At 58.1% G+C, this 15,774-nt stretch carries 12 protein-coding genes; 2 read left to right on the top strand and 10 right to left on the bottom strand.

Annotated features, from left to right (window positions below; genetic code table 11):
- Positions 1–396: 396 nt before the first annotated feature.
- From P3T25_RS04845 to P3T25_RS04815, 7 genes are all read right to left on the bottom strand, one after another.
- Positions 397–903 (bottom strand): gamma-glutamylcyclotransferase family protein, encoded by a 507-nt coding sequence (locus tag P3T25_RS04845; RefSeq protein WP_154561779.1) that lies wholly within the window; start codon positions 901–903, stop codon positions 397–399.
- Positions 904–1,125: 222 nt separating this feature from the next.
- Positions 1,126–1,752: a nucleoside/nucleotide kinase family protein gene (locus tag P3T25_RS04840; protein ID WP_154561871.1), complete on the bottom strand. Its 627-nt coding sequence runs from the start codon at positions 1,750–1,752 to the stop codon at positions 1,126–1,128.
- A gap of 136 nt (positions 1,753–1,888) precedes the next feature.
- A complete protein-coding gene (locus P3T25_RS04835) occupies positions 1,889–2,764 on the bottom strand; it encodes a sugar phosphate isomerase/epimerase family protein (protein WP_154561777.1) in 876 nt (291 codons plus the stop codon).
- Complete coding sequence (locus P3T25_RS04830) at positions 2,761–3,786, bottom strand: ABC transporter permease (protein ID WP_429357693.1); 1,026 nt, start codon at positions 3,784–3,786, stop codon at positions 2,761–2,763. Before P3T25_RS04830 ends, P3T25_RS04835 begins: the two co-directional genes overlap by 4 nt.
- Positions 3,787–3,788: 2 nt before the next feature.
- Entirely contained in the window at positions 3,789–4,802 is a 1,014-nt protein-coding gene (locus tag P3T25_RS04825; RefSeq protein WP_429357614.1) for an ABC transporter permease, read from the bottom strand.
- Positions 4,795–6,309: a sugar ABC transporter ATP-binding protein gene (locus tag P3T25_RS04820; protein ID WP_429357692.1), complete on the bottom strand. Its 1,515-nt coding sequence runs from the start codon at positions 6,307–6,309 to the stop codon at positions 4,795–4,797. The genes P3T25_RS04825 and P3T25_RS04820 overlap by 8 nt, the downstream gene beginning before the upstream one ends.
- Positions 6,310–6,479: 170 nt before the next feature.
- Positions 6,480–7,472: a substrate-binding domain-containing protein gene (locus P3T25_RS04815; protein WP_429357613.1), complete on the bottom strand. Its 993-nt coding sequence runs from the start codon at positions 7,470–7,472 to the stop codon at positions 6,480–6,482.
- A gap of 223 nt (positions 7,473–7,695) precedes the next feature.
- Between P3T25_RS04815 and P3T25_RS04810 the strand changes: the two genes are divergently transcribed.
- A complete protein-coding gene (locus tag P3T25_RS04810; RefSeq protein WP_429357612.1) occupies positions 7,696–8,751 on the top strand; it encodes a LacI family DNA-binding transcriptional regulator in 1,056 nt (351 codons plus the stop codon).
- 101 nt (positions 8,752–8,852) lie between these two features.
- On the top strand, positions 8,853–10,064 hold the full coding sequence (locus P3T25_RS04805) for an MFS transporter (protein WP_154561765.1): 1,212 nt from the start codon (positions 8,853–8,855) through the stop codon (positions 10,062–10,064).
- 90 nt (positions 10,065–10,154) lie between these two features.
- On the opposite strand, the gene P3T25_RS04800 is transcribed toward P3T25_RS04805, so the two are convergent.
- The 3 genes from P3T25_RS04800 to gltA form a co-directional block, all read right to left on the bottom strand.
- The gene (locus P3T25_RS04800) at positions 10,155–10,433 is read right to left on the bottom strand and encodes a hypothetical protein (RefSeq protein ID WP_154561763.1); all 279 of its coding nucleotides are present in this window, start codon (positions 10,431–10,433) and stop codon (positions 10,155–10,157) included.
- A 453-nt stretch (positions 10,434–10,886) separates the two neighbouring features.
- A complete protein-coding gene (locus P3T25_RS04795; RefSeq protein WP_429357611.1) occupies positions 10,887–13,169 on the bottom strand; it encodes an amylo-alpha-1,6-glucosidase in 2,283 nt (760 codons plus the stop codon).
- Between the two features lie 1,018 nt (positions 13,170–14,187).
- Positions 14,188–15,486 carry a citrate synthase gene (gltA, locus tag P3T25_RS04790; protein WP_408517060.1) on the bottom strand — a complete coding sequence of 433 codons (1,299 nt, stop codon included), beginning with the start codon at positions 15,484–15,486 and terminating at the stop codon, positions 14,188–14,190.
- Between the last annotated feature and the right edge of the window lie 288 nt (positions 15,487–15,774).

Below are 15,774 nucleotides of genomic sequence, written 5' to 3'. Positions count from 1 at the left end.
AAGAATGACAACAAATGTTACCACCCGGTGTATCGCATCCAACAGAACTTCCAGTTCGTGGTGGCTCGCAAACAATACCTGTCCTATCGCAATCAATTCTGTCCTGGCTAGCTTTTCGCAAAACAAACTGGCCCGACTGGGAGGGCTTCTCGTCCCATTCTCGCTAACGGGCTGATTTGATTGCGCAATGGCCACGCAAGCGCAACAACAAACATCCGAGCGGATGGCGTCTTCTAGGGCGTTGCAATAGTTACAATGGCAATTGGATTCAAGAGAGTCATATCTGCGCCAAATCTGACCGTTGCAAAATCAAAGGCTTAGCTCTCAGCATCGCAAACAAAGCTGGTCTGAAAAAAACCAGTTGCGAACAACATCTGGCCTAGCGACCTTACTCAATCAGTCGTACAGACGTGCCTCCTTCTCGGCCCTTGACTGCTGGGAGTCGTCAACAGAAGCGACCGCTTCGATGGCACGAATGTAGTCGGCGGGAAGACCTGCCTCCCGTGCACCGATGAGCACATGCCGCTTGTACCAGTGATACGGTGTGAGGCCGAAACGTTTTTTCGTGGCGAAGTATGTGAGCGCGTCTAAGCCGCAAACGTTGGTTTCAACATGTACTGTTTTAGGTTCATAACCGGCGCCGGCCCCTTCGAACCTGTCGAGCACGACACGGTCCCGAAAGGCCACCCCGAAAATGACGCCGTACACTCTGTCGCCAGCAACCCCAGTGTTCTCGCAATCGCATTTGCCCGACCCGTCGTTACTGATCTTGTCGAACGCGAGTCGGCATCCGCTTACGAATCCTGACGCGACGACCCTCGCGGACGGCACCCGTGCGACCAATCGGCGTGCCGACATGTTTGAGCCATATGCGAAATACGCGAATTCGTCGGTTGTGAACATGCTTGCCCCCTCAATAGAATGGCCGATGTCACAATTTCGCTAGTCGGCTTAGACGGTCGCCGTCGCTGCAAATAGTTCCGCGTAGAGGGTAAGTGAGACGACCAGCGCTTGATTGATTCCATCGTGAAGTTTTATCAATGTTCAACCGGAAATCCATAGATACTCGAGGAGACCAACGCATAATGCATCGCCTCGTGGGGTGCCAGAATCCCTCAATGTGCCTTACGATGACCAATGGAATTGAAGATCGGCACGCTCTCTAGTTAAATCAATCAAGGTCGCGTTCACTTCGTCAGTTTTCTGAACCCACTGCTCTGCTGCAGCCTGGTCCCGCCCGAAACCAATATGCCGGCTAACAAGACGCTGCCGTCGCAGGTCTGGGTCGACGTTGACATACCAAACTTCGTCGAGCAACGGTCGCGCAGCTTTCCAATGGCCATGCTCGAGAAGGAGGTAATTCCCTTCAGTGATTACAAGCGGCATATCAGGCGCCACAGGGATTGCGCCGGCGATGGGTTCTTCAATTTCCCGGCGAAATGTGGGAGCGTAAATTGTTTCGTCGTGACGCTGCTCACGCAGGCGCCTCAGAAGTGCGACATACCCCGCACTGTCAAACGTATCTTCGGCACCTTTGCGGGATGCGCGACCGAGCCGTGCGAGTTCGACATTCGCAAGATGAAACCCGTCCATCGGCACAACCACTGCCTTTCCGGGAAAAGCATCAAGGATTGCTTGCGCCAGTGTTGATTTGCCCGCACCCGGCGCACCAACCAAACCGAGGATTTGGCGCCGCCCGTCAGAAATTAACTGGTGGAGGCGACCGAGGTAGCGGTCTTCAATCGTCGACATAATCCAGGGTATTCCAAAAAAGTGGCGGTCGGCGAGCACTATTCTTATCCTCGCCGAGGCCCGATTGCCGAACCGCTCGCATCAACGTTTCTCAACGCATTGTGCTGTCGCGACACTTGCTTCACCCGGTGGGCGTCTAGTGGTGCGATTTTGCTCGCGCGGCGGCGTTGATGCCACCCGCGATGAACTCCCGCGCATGTTTCGCCAGGTCCATACCGTCGTCCCACAAGTTGCGCCAGATTGCCAACGCATTGGACAACTGCTCGTTGACGACCGTCGACGAGAAGCTCTCAAAAGTCACGACTCCCTTGTAGTCAATCATGGCGAGTGCATGGAAGAACTGAGAGAAGTCGATAGTCCCCGACCCGAGGTACCCGCGATTGCTTTCCCCGATATGAACATAGCCAAGACGCTTGCCACATTGAAGAACCGGTTGCATGAAATCGGATTCCTCAATGTTCATGTGATACGTATCGAGATGAACGACAACATTGGGCGCATCGACTTCGTCAATCATGGCAAGCGCCTGCGATGCAGTGTTCAGTAAATTGCTCTCGTAGCGATTTACCACTTCAAGCCCAAGCGTCACGTTCTTCTTCAGCGCGAAATCAGCAATGCGCTTGAGCGAATCAATCGCGTTGCGGCGGCCTTGTCTGGTAACCGGTGCGTTGTATTTTCCCATCGCGCCGTAAAGAATCCCGCCGAAGTAGCCTCCACCCAGCTCAGCCGTGACGCTGATACCTTCCTCCAGCATCGAAACCCCGCGTGCGACCGTAGCAGAATCCTCGCTGGACACGTCCGCATCAAAGGTGAGACCGCGCGAGCAACCGATATCCAGCTCATGTTCTTGCAGCAAATCCCGCGTGAGCGCCAGGTCCATGACCTTCGGACCATGCAAGGACAGTTCAGCCAGCTCGAACCCAGCGGCTTTGGTCCGGCTCAGAACCTTGCGAGTCGATTCGGGGGTGAGATCGCCAGCCCATACCAGTGCGTGTACGCCAAGCTTATTCATTGTGTCACTCCTTCAGATGCGGTCACGCGCCTGCGGACCAAAGTTTTCGAAATGCTGTTCGCCCATGCCCAACGGAAGAGCATCACGGCAAGCAAGAAGACACCCCACAACGCAGTCGCCAGGTGTTGGTTGGCACCGAGCAAATTGAGGCCTGAAGCGATAACCTGCAGAATTACCAGTGCAATCACGACCGGAACCACACGGCCAAAGCCGCCGAATGGGTCGACGCGGCCCAGGAAGCACGCAAGCACGGAGATGAGCAGAAAGGCCTCTCCATGGCCAACGCGAACCGAGTTGAACTGGGCCGCCATCACCACGCCAGCGACGCCGCACATCAGCCCCGACAGCATGTAGATTCGGGTGACGGCGCGTGTCGTCGCGATGCCGGAATATCGCGTTGCTTCCAGATTTGAACCAATCATGCGTGTGGCGAAACCTAGCCGCGACCGTGTCATGACAACGTGCCAAAGTAATGCGCAGCCGAGAAAAATCAGGAGGGGAATCGGTACGCCGAGGAAGACACCGTTGCCCATTTCGCGCACAAACGGCGGAAACCCGGAGATGTCGCCCCCACGTGTGAGGAACTCCCCTAATCCGCGCAAGAAAATCATCATCGATAAAGACACGAGGATTGGGCTTGCTCCGGTGCGCGCAATGACGGCACCCATCACCCAACCGGCTGCGGAGCCGGTGGCCAATGCAGCAGCAATGCCGAGGATGATGGCTACGGCGCCGGCGTCCGCTCCGCCGTACGTATGAAGCACCCACGCCATCGCCAACCCCGATATGTTCGCCGTGAAAGTCACCGCGAGATTGAAGCCACCGGAAATCAAGGGCATCAGCATGGCCAGCGTAAAGAACCCGATTTCCGGCAACTGGAACGCTACCGACACGAATGTGCTCGCTGAGAAAAAACGCTCAGATGCGAAGCTCAGGACTGCGATGACGAGCAGCAGAAACCCAAGCAAGCCGGCGACGTCTGCGGGTACGAGCGGCGCGGCCGCGCGTTGAGATGAGGACATTTTCATGACGAGGCCTTTACGCTTTGTGACGTGAATCGCGTTCCGACGAGCTTGGCGAAACCTCCGCTCGACAACGTAATGGCGATAAGAATGATGGCGCCGATAATCATCTTGAACGCATACGGCGAGATACCTAGCAAGTTCAGGCCGTTGGCGGTGATAGCGGTCAGGAGGATGCCAAGAATGGCGCCGAGGATTGTGCCGCGCCCACCGCCTAACCTTGCACCACCGAGCACCACAGCAGCGAGCACATCCAGTTCACGGCCATAAAACGCGTTCGGAACGACTTCCTGCACGTAGTGGGCTTGCATGAGTCCGGCAATCCCCGCCATCATGCCGAGCCAGCCAAAAGCGATGTAATGCATCGCACCTATGTTGACCCCCACGCGTCGCGCCGCCTCGGGGTTGTCGCCCATGGCGTAGAGCTGTCGACCGGTTGTCGTGCGCCGCAGCAGAAACCATGTTGCTATGACCATGACGATCATCACGGCCACAGGCAGTGCGAGATTCGCATTACCACTCGCGGTGTTGAAATTGATAATAGAGACTCTATTAGTCCACCAGTCCGGCAGGTCGTAGATGGACACCCCGCCCGTGAGAAACATCAATCCACCGAAAAACACGTTGAACGTGGCAATCGTCACGACAATCGAGACGATGCGAAATCTGTAGATAATCGTGGCGTTGATGGAGCCAAGCACGAAGCCGAAGCAGGCAGAGACAATGAAACCTAGCGCCCAGTTACCGCCACCGAGTCGCAACACTGTCAACGCAGTGAGGTACTGGACCACCGATGCGCCGACGGCGAATGAGATATCAATGCCACCGGCAATCAGCACGACCAGTAGCCCGACTGCGAAAATGATGTTGACGGAACTCTGATTAAGCAGGTCGAACAGGTTTGGAAGAGTAAGGAATGTCGAGGTTGAAAGGCTGAGGCCAATCACCATGATGGCGATAACGAGAATCAGCAGAGCCTCAATCGAACCGATTCCGAGTTTGCGAAAATCAGGCATGGACGTCTCGCTCGATTTGTTCCATCGTTGTCGTTCCCGGCACGTACTCTTTAACGATGCGGCCGTCGCGCATATGCAGAATTCGGTCGGAGTTGAAGTAAACCTCCGGAATTTCGTCCGATATCAGCAAGATGGCCATACCCTCAGCAGCGAGCTTGTGGATGATGGCAAAGATGCCGGCACGGGCGCCGACGTCGACGCCGACGGTGGGCGAATCCAGAATTAGAAGCTTCGGATTTGTTGCCAACCACTTGGCGAGCACGATGCGCTGCTGATTCCCGCCGGACAGTGTTGAGACCGCGTCGTCGGGTTTCCCGATTTTCACGGCCAGTTGCCGAATCCAGTCTTGAATCAGCGCGTTTCGTTTTTTGGAAGCGATGAGATGGGTGCCGTCCAGAAGGTTGTCCAACACCGCAGCGACTGTGTTGTCTCCGATTGATTGCGGCTGTACAAGGCCGAGTTGAAGTCGGTCTTCAGACACGTAAGCTATCCCTGCGTGGATAGCGTCACGATTTGTTCGCAGCGAAATCTCTTTTCCGTCGAGCTGGATGGAACCCGCACCGGGGCGCGTCATTCCGAAAAGCGACAATGCGACTTCCGTTCTTCCTGCGCCAAGGCGTCCCGTGACGCCGAGAATCTCGCCTCGTCGCACTTTGAACGACACGTCATGGTATTGACGGGCTCGTGACAACCCCTGTACCTCCAGCACAACCGGCGCTTTCGTCAGGTCTGTCGTGCGTACTTCATAGTCGAAAGTGCGGCCCGTCATCAATTCCGTCAGGCGGGTTTGCGTCATCCCTTCGGTGGGAAAGGTGCCGACGTACTGTCCATCGCGGAAAACGGTCACGCGAGTGCAGACGTCTAGCACTTCAGCGAGCCGATGGCTGACGAACACCACGGCAATTCCGTCCGCAGAAAGTCGCCGGACAATTTTCAGCAGAGCTTCGGTCTCAGCATGGCTGAGCGAGGCAGTCGGCTCGTCCATGAAGACAAGACGTGCGTCGCGAACAAGCGCTCTGGCGATTGCCACGACCTGGCGCTGGGCGATTGATAGCGAGCGGACAGAACGGTTGAGGTCGATGGAGACTCCGAGCCGCTCGAGAATCCGGCGTGCCGCCTCCTTCATCTTTCCGTATCTGACGATACGCGGACGAGAGCCCAGGTTCTGCTCGAAAGCAATGTTTTCCGCGACGGTCATTTCGGGGAAAAGCGCCAGGTCTTGCCAGATGACCTGAATACCGAGGTCACGGGCCCTGGCCGGGTCGAGTCCTTCGATTGACTCACCGTCCATGAGCATCACTGCGCCAGGTTCCGGCCGATAGACCCCACTGATAATCTTGATGATGGTGCTCTTGCCGCAGCCATTCTCGCCCGCAAGGCAGAGAACTTCTCCGGGCATGACGTCGAACTTCACGGCCCGCAGCGCCTTAACGCCACCGAAGATTTTGGAAATGTTCTCGAGCTTGAGCAGGGGCATGCCGCCGGTGTCGAGCGCACCCGGTGCCATGTGCGCATCACCTCGTTGAGAACGGAGGACGTTGATGGAAGCTGGTTGACTCATGGAAACGCTCCGATGGTACTTGCACGTGACTGGCTGGCGACCAGATGTGTCGTACCGTTAACTTCCGGGTAAGCGGCGCTACAACTGCGCTCACCCGTTCGGCAAAAGGATTGCGGTCAGAGGCCCATCTTTGCGAGGTCGTCAACGGTTTTGGCGTTGAGGTCCACCAGTTGGTCGACAATCAAGTTGTGACCGTCGGGATGAACAACACCCAGACCTGGGATGTTCGTGCCGTCCTTAATCGGCTGCCCCTTTACGAGCATCGTGCCCAGCGTCACAAACACTTCGCCAGCGACTTCCGGATTCCACATGTACCCGCCGCTCAACACGCCGTCGTGGACGAGCTTTCGGCCCTGTCCAGGCGAGAACGGCCCGAGAACCAGAACCTTTCCTTTCGCCTGCTGCTCCGCGACGGCGCGAGCTGCCCCAATCGGGCCCTGACTGCCGAACGCAAGGATGCCCTTCAAGTTAGGATGAGCGCGCATCAGGTCGAGCGCAGTCTTGCGCGACGCGTCCACGTCTTCAGCGACGCCGTAGCGGTCCCCGACGAGGGTCATCCCGGGATAGTTGGCCTTGATGTAGGCGATTGCCGCATCCGCCCAGGCGTTATGGAGCGGCACGGTCAGCGAACCGACGAAAACGGCGTATTCGCCCTTCCCTCCCAGCGCCTCGCCAAGGCGTTTTCCGTAGGCTTCGCCGAAACCTTTGGACGAGGCCAGTTCAAAGTCCCAGTCCACGTTCTGCTGCTTCGGGGACTCGTGGGTGATGACCTTGATACCGGCGGCTCTGGCACGCTGAAGAACGGGTTCCAAAACCTGTGCGTCGTTCGGCACGACGCCGATGACGTCTACGTGCTGCGCAATCAAGTCCTCGATTGCTCGGACCTGGAGCGCAGGGTCAGCGCTCGTCGGCCCGACCATGAATGCCTTGACGCCGAGCTGGTCAGCGCGCTTCTTGATTCCCGCTTCCATGGCGTTGAACCATGGAATGCCGCCAATCTTCACAACGACACCGATTACAGGCTTGTCAGGCGAGGCCGATGCAAAACTCGTCGTCAAAGCGAGCGCGACTGCGCCGGCACCCAAATTGCGGATGATGTTCTTGAACATGTCTCCTCCGGTAGACGCCTGGGCACGCAGACGCCCTAAATGAGTGATAAAAGGCCCGATTTCGTATTTTGCTAAAGTTGCTAAATCCATTTAGCAATTCGGGTGGGTGTATGCTGAATCTATTTAGCAGTTCGGTCGAGCCGTAAAAACCCTGGTGTTGGGTACTGTCGCGAAACGGCTACCTTTTCGGGACACAACGGCGCAATGCCCTCGGAGCAACTTGATGGCAAGCAGCAACCCAGGACGCAAGTCCACGATTTATGACGTCGCAAAGGCGACCGGCTCCTCGACGGCTACAGTCAGCATGGTGTTGAACGGCAGTTGGGTTCGCTATCGAATCAAGGAGGAAACCGCGAACCGAATACTCGAAAGCGCCCGCCAGCTTGGGTATAACGTCAACATGAAAGCTCGAGGACTCAGGCTATCGCGCTCGGGTCTAGTGGGTATGGTTCTTCCCCATTATCGGAACCGTTTTTTCGCGGGACTCGCCGAGGCCTTCGAAGAGCAGGCTCGTAGTCGTGGCCTTTGTCCGATAGTCGTGGGCACTCAGCGCGACCCTGCAGTCGAGGTGAGCGTTACTGAAACACTTCTATCGCAGCGGGTTGAGCTGCTATTTATCGCCGGCGTGCGTAACCCGACACCACTGAACACGCTCTGTTCGGCGGCAGGCGTCCCTTCCATCAATCTGGACCTGCCAGGAGACGGTGCGCCGTCGGTCGTTTCCGATAACCGCAAAGGCGCTCAAACTATTACGGATGTGCTGATTGAAAAGCTGCTGGCACGGGGCGCGGCGCCAGACGAGTTGGTCTTGCTAGGAGGTGTAGCGGATGAATATGCGACCGAGATGCGTATCGCAGGATTCAGAGACGCTTTCGAAGCTCGTCAAATGACGCCTGCTGCAGATGCAATCGAGTGTTGCGGATATAACGCCGCTGCTGCCAAACGCGTACTCTCAATTCGCTATGAAAAACTTGGACGACTTCCAGCCGGTTTGCTGATGAATTCGATTACCGCGTTTGAAGGGGTGGTTCAGTTCACATCGACGTTGTCGCCCGACGCGTGGAAGTCTGCGGTTGTTGGCTGCTTCGACTGGGACCCATTCGCGGCAAATCTACCTTTCGACGTGACCATGTTGCGGCAGGACGTGCAAGCAATCATTTCTGAAGCGTTCAAGTTGGCCGAAAACCATGACTCGACGGACCGCTCTCTGATTCTCGTGCCAACAGTTCTGGGCAAGAAGTTTGAAGAAGCCGAGCAAACGAAGGAGTTTGACCGATAACTTCGGTCTAGAAATGGTTGCGGTCACAATCATCAGTCGTAATTTCCGAAGCGAGACCGTGAAGACCACGGTCGTCGCCAGGCCGTCTGAATCGAGAAAACATGCAGACCAATTCCACGCCGCGCGCCGGCACGCTTAGCCAAATCCCACGTGGTATCTGGATGCTCGGCTTCGTCAGCATGTTCATGGACATTTCTTCGGAAATCATTCACAGCCTTTTGCCGATGTTCCTGGTGACGAGTCTGGGCGCGAGCGCGATGATGGTGGGCCTGATTGAAGGCGTCGCGGAAGCGACTGCACCCATTGTGAAAATGTTCTCCGGCGCGCTCAGCGACTACCTTGGCAACCGGAAATGGCTCGCGGTCATCGGATACGGCATGGGTGCGTTGAGCAAACCGTTGTTTGCGCTCGCGCCAACATCTGGCATCGTTCTGACGGCGCGCATCGCGGACAGAATCGGGAAAGGTGTGCGGGGTGCGCCGCGCGACGCGCTCGTAGCTGATATCACGCCCGCTCACCTGCGGGGCGCCGCCTATGGTTTGCGACAGTCGCTCGACACGGTCGGCGCGTTTCTCGGGCCGTTGCTCGCCGTCGTGTTGATGCTGCTGTGGGCAGACAACTTTCGTCTCGTATTCTGGGTGGCTGTGATTCCAGGGCTCGTTGCGGTGTCGTTGCTGGTGTTCGGCATCAAGGAACCAGCGCACCATTCGGACGCGAAGCGCGTCAACCCGATGAAGCTCGAAAGCCTGAAGAAGCTGAGCCGGCCGTACTGGTGGGTTGTATTCATTGGGGCGGTGTTCACGCTCGCACGATTCAGCGAGGCATTCCTTGTCTTGCGCGCGATGCAGGGTGGCGTCCCGGTGGCGCTGGTGCCACTCGTTATGGTTGCGATGAACCTGGTGTATTCGACGTCTGCTTATCCATCTGGCAAGCTGGCCGATTCAATGAGCCACACGAAACTGCTGGCCATCGGGCTAGTGGTACTCATTGCATCGGATGTCGTACTTGCGCATGGAAACCACTGGCCGGTCGTACTGCTGGGTGTCGCGTTGTGGGGCCTGCATATGGGGCTCACGCAGGGCTTGTTGGCGACCATGGTCGCACATGCAGCACCACCGGACCTGAAAGGCACCGCGTTCGGTTTCTTCAATTTGATGAGCGGTCTGGCGATGCTTGTGGCGAGCGTGGTCGCAGGTGAGTTGTGGGACCGCCTGGGAGCCGGCGCGACGTTCTACGCGGGAGCGGGGTTCTGTTTGCTGACCCTGTGCGCTCTGGCTATCGGCGGAGGAATACGCCGAAAGCGCGCCATCTAGTTGAAAACGGTGCCGAGAGGTGCGTCTAACCGGGCACGGGCAATGTTGTTGCGAACCCTGCGCGACATCAGATAACGATTACGCAACGATTCATTGTTCGTCATCGTCCCCGTGGTGCTTGTACCAGCCCTTGTGTTTGCCGTTGTCATGCCAATGACGTTCATCACGGTATTCGCCCTGATATCCGTAACCATATACAGGCGCCGGCGCATAGACCACTGGAGGCGGTTGATAGACAACGGGGGGCGGCACTACATATACCGGACCGGGCACGCCGAGAAAAACGTTGACGTCTGCATGTGCCGACGCTAGCCCTGAGGCGCTGGCACCACAAATTCCCAAAGCGAATAAAACCATCGCGCGTTTCATGATGCACTTCCGTTCAAGTTAGGTAGTCCGCCCAAGCGGCTCGATACATCCCCAAATTTGATGGTAGATGAGGGAACTACCGGCAGGTGAAACGTCGAGGCGACTCCTGTAACCTTTTGTAAGCTTAACGTCGAGTTGCCCGTCAATCCGAAGCGCGTTCTTTGAAGGCGGCTCTGTCAGGCCGGCCGTCGGACATCGGCTCGTCACAGGGACCGTCAGCCCCCAATTCTCTATCACTGATACGGTATGTGGCGTACCGTCAGTGATGATGACAGCTACGTGGAAATGGATTTTTTGTGTCCGTATTGAACATCAGCACATGCACTCCGCTCGAGTTGCCTTTTGATTGGGCCGGTGAGCAACCGAAGCAATTTCGGCTGACTCGCCCGCGCCCCTAGGACAGGTATCGTTTGCGAGCCGCCCGTGCGCTTCGTGCCTCGCGAAGACGCGGTTCTACAGCAGCGCGACCACCCGCACGTCGCCCTGCTCGGCTGCCGACGCGACCACCTTGTCGCCGATCCGCCGGAACGTGATCGACACAGACGAATCGCCCACCTTCAGATCGCCGACTTCGAGCCAGTCGATGCCCTCGGGCAGCATGGGCTGCTCGATCACGACTTCGCGCCGCTCCGCATCGATCGTGATACCCAGACAGGCTTCGAGCATCATGAACGGCGAGCCCGCCGCCCAGGCTTGCGGCAGACAGGCGACCGGATAGGCGGTAGGCGGCTCGCCCCGCCGCCGCGGGAAACCGCAGAACAACTCGGGCAGGCGCATGTCGAAATTGACCGCCGCCTGGAACAGCGCCTGCAACAGCCGCACGGCCGCCGCCTTGCCGCCGTAGCGTGACAGGCCGCGTGCGCAGAGCGCATTGTCATGCGGCCAGACCGAGCCGTTGTGGTACGCCATCGGGTTGAAGCGCGCCTGGCTCGCGGCAAGCGTACGCACGCCCCAGCCGGTATGAAACAGCGTGGAGTCGAGCGCGTGCACCACCGCTTCGCCGCGTTCGCGCGAGGGCAAACCGAAGGCCAGCAAGTGGCCCGCATTCGACGCCATCACGCGGCACAGTTCGCCGTGGCCGTCGAGCGCGATGCCGTAGAAGCCGGATTCTTCCATCCAGTACTTTTCTTCGACGCACTGGCGGATTTTCTTCGCGCGCTCGCTGTATTGCATTGCCTGGTCGTGCAGGCCCCGCAGCTTGGCAAAGTGAGCCATCGTATCGAAGGCGGCACTCGCATATGCCTGCACTTCGACGAGTGCAATCGGGCCGTCGGGGAAATGGCCGTCGGCGTGGAAGACCGAATCGTGGCTGTCTTTCCAGCCTTGATTGGCGAGACCGCCGTCGGACTCGCGCTGATAGTCCAGCAGACCGTAACGGTTCTTGTCGCACACGCCCGCGACCCACTGCGCCGCGCGCTCCAATGCCGGCCACAGTTCGTCGACCAGTGCGAGATCACCCGTGCGTGCCGCATAAGCGCCGGCCAGCACGATGAAGAGCGGCGTGCTGTCGACGCCGCCGTAGTACAGCGCGAACGGCACTTCGCCGGTGGCGGCCATTTCACCCTTGCGCATCTCGTGCATGATCTTTCCGGGCGCTGCGTCACGAAACGGCGAATTCTCGCGTGCCTGATGTTCGGCTAGAAAGCGCAGTACGCCCGCGGCCAGATTCGGTTGCAGCCACAGCGTCTGCAGCGACGTGATGATCGCATCGCGGCCGAACGGCGTTGAAAACCACGGGATACCGGCGTAGGGATACGGGCCGGTGGCGAGATCGGTCGTCAGCAAACCGAGGTCGGCAAGCGAACGGTCGATCCACGCGTTGAAGAGCGGATTGCTCGAACGCACGCGGGCGGTGACGCGGCGGCGCTCACGCATCACCAGGTGGGCGTCGACCAGTGCGGCGCGCACAGCAGCGCGGCCGACGCGTGGGCGCTCAGCATCGATTTGCGACAGATGGGCTTCGCTCACCGCATGCGTGGGCTGTGCGACGCCCGCGGCCGGCTTGTCGGCTTGCGCGACGACTTGCACCGAGATGGACAGATAGATCGATACGCACGCTTGCGCCGGCAGCTTGACGGTGTAGTCCGCGCGATCGGCGAAGAGCTTGTCCGGTTCCGGCAAGAAGGCGATCTGCACATTGCGCGCCACGTCGTCGAGACCGATATAGCCGAGCAGCACTTCGCGGTTCTCGACGCGCGCCGGTTCGACACGGCCCTGTTTGTCGCGCCTGAGGCCGCGCACTTCGAACATGTCGCGAAAGTCGCTGGCGAAGGAGATGGACAGTGGCACGACTGCATCGCTCGTGCCGTAGTTGGTGAGTTCGATCGCTTCGTTGAGCACGGTGCCGGAGAGCACGCGCACGCGTTCGACGTGGATCACGCCTTCCGGTGTGCTGTCGCCGCCGAGCGGCGGCAGGGGGCGGTTGGTCAGATGCGCGGTGAACGAGGTGTTGTCGCTGCTGACGCTGCCTGACAGCAGCGAGGGCGCGCGGCCGCCGAATGTAAGGCGCAGGTTCGAGAGGACGCGGGTGTCGTTGACGAACAGGCCGTCGTCGTGGCCGGTGATATCGCCGAGGGGGTCGTTGACGATAAAGGTGTCGCCAGACTTCAGCACGTGCTGGGTGGCGCTTGCGACGTTGAGGTTTTCCGTCGGGATGAATGCGCCGTCCGGCTCGGGTTCGCGGTGGTCGATTCCGCCCGAGTGGGACAGGCCGCCGAGGGCTTCTGGCTGCTGCATCAGGTCGCTCCTATGGTGTTCGGGTTCGGGTTCGCTTTCGCGTTGACTTTCGGGTTCGGATGCTGTTGAGGGCTGGCTGGTCGATTCCGATTGTAGAGGGTCTGTCCGCGTCAGACGAACTTATCACAGAGGAGTTTCTAGGTTTTGGTTTGGCATGGGATGTGCAGGGTTTTTTGCACCAAGTGCAGGTTTTTTGCCTGCGCGGCGCTTTTGTCTGTGTTCTTGGGGCTTTGGCCTTTCCTTGTTTTGTTAGTGGTCTATTAGCGTTGCCCCTGTGCGGGGCGGCACTTACTTCTCTTTGCCGGCTGCAAAGAGAAGTAAGCAAGAGAAAGCAGCTCAAACCGCTACTGCTAAGTGGGCACCGTGGTCTGCCGCGGGTAGTGGTGCATCTGGAATCTGTGTTCTCGCACATTCCGCGTTAGTGACAAAGGACTCATCCGCTCCCACTCCGCACTACGTGCGTCGCGGACGGGTCTGCATGGGAAACCACGGGCTTCGGTCGAGGTCCGTGGGGGCCGTCGGCTTCGCCTCGGCGACGCGCCTCCGCATTCACCCCGGACCCCCTCTTCAAATGATATGTCGGTGCGCGGCAATCATCGTCCCCGTCCCGATCGCAGACGCGGTTACCGTTCCAATCGGAATCGCAATGGTAATGGCGGTGCAACGACGAGCCACGACCTGTTGGCGAGGCGTGAGCGTCAAAACGTAGCGGGTGGTTTGATGAAGTACGCTTCGGCGCGCGCAGCGCCGCCGGAAGTATGACGCCCTTGTCACTGGCGTATGAGGGTGCACGAACACAGATTCCAGATGCACCACTACCCGCAGCAGACCACTGACCCCGCTTAGCATTAGCGGTTTGAGCCGCTTTCTTTTGCCTACTTTTCTTTGCGGCATGCAAAGAAAAGTAGGTGCCGCCCCGCACAGGGGCAACGCTAATCGACCACTAACAAATCAAGGAAAGGCCAAAGCCCCAGGCACACAGACAAATAAGCGCCGCAAAGGCAAAAACCCAAAACCTTTACCGCTTGGCAAGCGGCAGAGCCTCGCGCTGAGTCTCCCCCACGAACAATTGCCGCGGCCGCCCAATCTTCTGCTCCGGATCAGCAATCATCTCATTCCACTGCGCAATCCACCCAACCGTCCGCGCCATCGCGAAGATACAAGTGAACATCGCCGTAGGAATCCCCAACGCACGCTGCACAATCCCCGAATAGAAATCGACATTCGGATAAAGCTTCCGCGAAACGAAGTATTCGTCCTCAAGCGCAATCTTCTCAAGCGCCATCGCGAGCTTGAACAACGGGTCATCATGCAGACCCAGCTCTTCGAGCACTTCGTGACAGGTCTCACGCATCAGCTTCGCGCGCGGATCATAGTTCTTGTAGACGCGATGACCAAACCCCATCAGCTTCACGCCGGAGTTCTTGTCCTTCACCTTCGCAATGAACTCAGGAATGTTGTCGACCGAACCGATCTCTTCCAGCATGTTCAATGCGGCTTCATTCGCTCCACCGTGCGCCGGCCCCCATAGGCATGCAATACCCGCTGCGATACACGCGAAAGGATTGGCGCCCGACGAACCCGCGAGACGCACCGTCGACGTCGACGCATTCTGCTCGTGATCCGCATGCAGAATCAGAATGCGATCCAGCGCGCGCACCAGCACGTCGTTGACCTCGTACTCTTCCGCCGGATTGGCGAACATCATCCGCATGAAATTCGCGCTGTACGACAGGTCGTTCTTCGGATAAACGAAAGGCTGGCCCACGGTGTACTTGTACGCCATCGCCACCAGCGTCGGCAGCTTCGCAATCATGCGGATCGCGGATACGTCACGGTGTTGCTGGTTATTGATGTCGAGCGAGTCGTGATAGAAGGCCGACAATGCACCCACTGCGGCGACCAGAATCGCCATTGGGTGCGCGTCGCGGCGGAAACCGCGGAAAAAGAAATGCATCTGCTCGTGCACCATCGTGTGCTGAGTGACAGTGTTGACGAACTCTTCCTTCTGCTCCGCATTCGGCAGTTCGCCCTTCAGCAGCAGGTAGCAGGATTCGAGGAAGTCGGCGTTTTGCGCCAGATTGTCGATCGGATAACCGCGGTACAGCAGCTCGCCTTTGTCACCGTCGATATACGTGATTTCGGAATTGCATGCCGCCGTGGACATGAAACCCGGGTCGTACGTGAACTTGCCAGTCTGGCCATACAGCTTGCGAATGTCGATGACATCCGGCCCGAGCGTGCCCTGATAAATCGGCAAATCAATCGTCTGATCGCTGTCGGAAAAGCTCAGCGTTGCGTGTGTCTTCGAGTTCATCTACACGTTCCTTTTACTTTCACATCGCACACATGCCGGCATGCTCGATCGTCGGATCGCCGCGTGGCATGCTCAGGCTCCGCTTCGCATTCTACGGTCCGAAGGTGCTTTGATTGCGGCGATTGACAGCAACAATCCATCTCGGCTGGCGCAACATTCGTTGCCTGACAGATAGGCGTAATCGCCGGAAACACGCAGAAATAAGCCGAAGTACGCGGCACGAAAACGCGCTGAGTCCGCCGGGCGACGTTGCCAGCCAAATGAAAGTTAGTACGCTTGCTGCAACAA

It is taken from the genome of Paraburkholderia sp. GAS32, assembly GCF_050434225.1.
GTDB classification, from domain to species: Bacteria; Pseudomonadota; Gammaproteobacteria; order Burkholderiales; family Burkholderiaceae; genus Paraburkholderia; species Paraburkholderia madseniana.
Note: the sequence above shows the minus strand (reverse complement) of the source record. Positions and strands in the feature narration are given on the sequence as shown.

What these genes read in the sequence shown, in the direction of transcription:
- P3T25_RS04830 (WP_429357693.1), bottom strand. Translation starts at nt 3,786, where the DNA reads ATGTCCTCATCTCAACGCGCGGCCGCGCCGCTCGTACCCGCAGACGTC.
- P3T25_RS04845 (WP_154561779.1), bottom strand. Translation starts at nt 903, where the DNA reads ATGTTCACAACCGACGAATTCGCGTATTTCGCATATGGCTCAAACATG.
- P3T25_RS04835 (WP_154561777.1), bottom strand. Translation starts at nt 2,764, where the DNA reads ATGAATAAGCTTGGCGTACACGCACTGGTATGGGCTGGCGATCTCACC.
- gltA (WP_408517060.1), bottom strand. Translation starts at nt 15,486, where the DNA reads ATGAACTCGAAGACACACGCAACGCTGAGCTTTTCCGACAGCGATCAG.
- P3T25_RS04840 (WP_154561871.1), bottom strand. Translation starts at nt 1,752, where the DNA reads ATGTCGACGATTGAAGACCGCTACCTCGGTCGCCTCCACCAGTTAATT.
- P3T25_RS04810 (WP_429357612.1), top strand. Translation starts at nt 7,696, where the DNA reads ATGGCAAGCAGCAACCCAGGACGCAAGTCCACGATTTATGACGTCGCA.
- P3T25_RS04795 (WP_429357611.1), bottom strand. Translation starts at nt 13,169, where the DNA reads ATGCAGCAGCCAGAAGCCCTCGGCGGCCTGTCCCACTCGGGCGGAATC.
- P3T25_RS04800 (WP_154561763.1), bottom strand. Translation starts at nt 10,433, where the DNA reads ATGAAACGCGCGATGGTTTTATTCGCTTTGGGAATTTGTGGTGCCAGC.
- P3T25_RS04805 (WP_154561765.1), top strand. Translation starts at nt 8,853, where the DNA reads ATGCAGACCAATTCCACGCCGCGCGCCGGCACGCTTAGCCAAATCCCA.
- P3T25_RS04825 (WP_429357614.1), bottom strand. Translation starts at nt 4,802, where the DNA reads ATGCCTGATTTTCGCAAACTCGGAATCGGTTCGATTGAGGCTCTGCTG.
- P3T25_RS04820 (WP_429357692.1), bottom strand. Translation starts at nt 6,309, where the DNA reads ATGGCACCGGGTGCGCTCGACACCGGCGGCATGCCCCTGCTCAAGCTC.
- P3T25_RS04815 (WP_429357613.1), bottom strand. Translation starts at nt 7,472, where the DNA reads ATGTTCAAGAACATCATCCGCAATTTGGGTGCCGGCGCAGTCGCGCTC.